1 protein-coding gene and 1 pseudogene are annotated in these 2,296 nt (G+C 77.4%); one reads left to right on the top strand and one right to left on the bottom strand.

The window, feature by feature from the left end; all coding sequences use genetic code 11:
* On the top strand, nt 1-1,450 hold a 1,450-nt coding region (locus tag CCN51_RS51745), incomplete at its 5' end, for a hypothetical protein (protein ID WP_086861284.1).
* Between the two features lie 65 nt (nt 1,451-1,515).
* Here the strand turns inward: CCN51_RS51745 and CCN51_RS51740 are convergent.
* Nucleotides 1,516-2,296: pseudogene (locus CCN51_RS51740) on the bottom strand (hypothetical protein); the annotation flags it as partial.

The raw sequence follows: 2,296 nt of genomic DNA, 5'->3' as shown, positions 1-2,296 counted from the left end.
GATCGCCGCCCGGCTGGCCGTCCACCGGCGGCTGACGCTGTCGGCGCTGGCTGGGGAGCTCGCGGACGAGAACCGGCGGCTGGCCGGCCTGAGCCCGGGGGCGGGGAGCCCGGGGATGGGGGGTCCGGATTCGTACATCGGGGAGGAGCACACCGTGTCCGCCGTCTTCACTGTCGCCTACCGGGATCTGCCGCAGGACGCCGCCCGTCTGTACCGGCTGCTGGGCGCGGCCCCGGGCCGCAGCTTCGACACCGGGGGCGCCGCGGCCGTAGGCGGCCTGTCCGCCTCCGCCGCGGCCCCGCTGCTGGGCGCCCTGGAACGGGCGTCCCTGCTCGATGTCGGCGAGGACGGCCGCTACCGCTTCCACGACCTCGTACGGCTGCACGCCCGCGACCTGGCCGACGCGGACGAGCGGGCGGCCGCCCTGGCGCGCGCCATGGAGTACCACCTGACCGGGGCCGCCTTCGCCGACCGGGCGATCATGGGGCGGCGGCTGCGGATCGCCGACCACGCGGAGCGGATGCGGCAGGCGGGCCCCGATCCGTTCGGGCAGGCCCAGGGCGGCGGCAAGCAGGCGGCCCTGGCCTGGCTGGAGGCCGAGCGCGCCGACGCCCTCGCCGTGCTGCGCGCGGCAGCCGCGCACGGCGGCATGGACCGGCCGACCTGGCAGCTCGCCGAAGCGCTCACCGCGCTGTACCTCCACCACCGCCACCTCGCGGAGTGGATCGAATCGGGCGAGCTGGGCGCCGAGGCCGCCGCGCGGGACGGCCACCCGGCGGCCGAGGCGCGACTGCGCGCCCTCCTCTCGCGCCCGCTGATGGACCTGGGCGAGTTCGAACGGGCCGGGCAGGAACTGGAGACCGCGGTCCAGCGCGCCGACGAGGCCGCGGCAGCCGCCCCGCAGGACCGGCGGCTGACCCTGCTGCGCGGCTCGGTACGGGAGTTCAGCGGTCGCTACTGGGACCGCTCCGACCCGGCCCGCGCGGCCGACGCGTACGACAGCGCCCGCGCGCTGAGCGCCGAGGCGGGCGACGAGCGCGGTGTCGCCATCGCGCTGTACTTCATGGGCTGCTCGCAGAGCGCGACAGGTCTCCACGAGGACGGACTCACCACCCTGCGCGACGGATACGAGCGCCTGCGCGCACTCGGCGACGCACGCATGGCAGCGCGCGCCCAGGCCGCCATCGGGACCGCGTACGAAGCCCTGAGACGCACCGCGGACGCGGTGCAGGCGCTGACGGAAGCGGCCCGCGCGCTGCGCGCCGAAGGAGCCACGCACTACGAGGCCCAGGCCTTCGAGACGCTGGCCGACATCGCGGAACGGACGGGTGACGCGGAGGCGCTGCGGCGCCACCTGCACCGCGCGGTCGAGATCCACGAGGCGGGCGGCAGCCCCCGCGCCCCGGAACTCCGGGCGCGTCTGGAGGCGGCGGAGGAGAGCGCGGGCTGACGGGGGCGGGCGGTGCGGCGGTCGGTGTGGCGGCCGGTGCGCGGCGGATGGCAGGCCGCGCGTGGTCAGTCGTGCGCCGCCGTGGGGCGGATGCGCAGGGCGACATCCTCCTCGCGTCCTCCCACCCGCAGGGTGACGATCCCCTCCAACGGCCGGCCCGCCCGTAGGCGTCCGTACACCACGGCGGCCAGCAGGCCCGGGTCGCGGACCGGGCCGGTGGCCGATGCCTCCGCGAGGCGGCCGTCCCGCAGGGCGACCAGGCAGTCGCCCCGGGCCGTTGTGGCGGCGGCCAGCACGCTGCCCGGGTAGCGGCGCAGCGTTTCGCGGGCCCAGCGTGCGGCGGCGGTCGGGGTGGCGGCCGGTTCGTGGTGGGTGAGGACCGACGCGCTCTCCACCAGTCCGCGGTCCCGCTCCCGGTCCTGGCAGGACAGGTGGCGGTGGACACCGCCGGTGCCGTCCGCGTCGCCCGCCTCCTCCCGCGCCCCGGCGACGTACGCGGGGAAGCGGCGTACGGCCACGGTGTCACCGTCCACGCTGGTCATGACCACCGCAGAGGACACCTCTTGGCGCTCGGGGAGCGGATCGTCGAAGGCGCGTACCGGGGGCGGAGGAGCGGCCGGTTCCGGCAGGCGTAGCAGCGCGTACAGGTCGGTGCGGAGCCGCGCCAGCGCCTGGCCCGGGTCGGCGAAGGCCGCGGCGCCGATTTTGGTGAGCCGGTCGGGGTCGTGGTCGGCGATCGCGCGCTCGATCTGCTCGTACAGCCCCGGCTCGCCCGGCCCGTCCAGCCCGCCGTGTCCGCCGGGGCGCCCCGTGGGCACCGTCAGCCGGGGCGCGAGCCGTCCCAGC

Origin of the sequence: Streptomyces milbemycinicus (genome assembly GCF_002154605.1) — a bacterium.
Lineage (GTDB): Bacteria > Actinomycetota > Actinomycetes > Streptomycetales > Streptomycetaceae > Streptomyces > Streptomyces milbemycinicus.
This window is presented reverse-complemented; position numbering and strand designations above follow the sequence as displayed.